This is a genomic window from Serratia sp. HMSC15F11 (assembly GCF_001808215.1).
Lineage (GTDB): Bacteria > Pseudomonadota > Gammaproteobacteria > Enterobacterales > Enterobacteriaceae > Serratia > Serratia nevei.
In genome coordinates this window covers 14,541-14,875 of the sequence record NZ_KV792513.1, presented here as the reverse complement: position 1 = coordinate 14,875, position 335 = coordinate 14,541, and the positions used below count along the sequence as shown (strand labels likewise).

1 protein-coding gene is annotated in these 335 nt (G+C 55.8%); it reads right to left on the bottom strand.

Annotation, left to right across the window (positions count from 1 at the left end):
- The coding region (locus HMPREF3138_RS27340) for an IS3 family transposase (protein WP_246828750.1) at positions 1–335 on the bottom strand (335 nt) is incomplete at both ends.

The following is a 335-nucleotide window of genomic DNA, read 5'->3' as shown; positions in this document are numbered from 1 at the left end:
AGAATACGCGTGACCTGAACGCCTGAAATCCCAAAGGCAACAGTGACCGTCAGGCATTCCTTTGTGAAATCATCGACGCAGGTAAGACACTTGATCCTGCGACCGGTGGAAAGTGCGTCCATGACGAAATCCATCGACCAGGTCAGATTGGGCGCCGCCGGACGGAGCAGCGGCAGACGTTCTGTTGCCAGCCCTTTACGACGTCTTCTGCGTTTTACGCCCAGGCCACTGAGGTGATAAAGCCGGTACACGCGCTTATGATTAACATGAAGCCCTTCACGGCGCAGCAACTGCCAAATACGACGGTAGCCAAAACGCCTGCGCTCCAGTGCCAG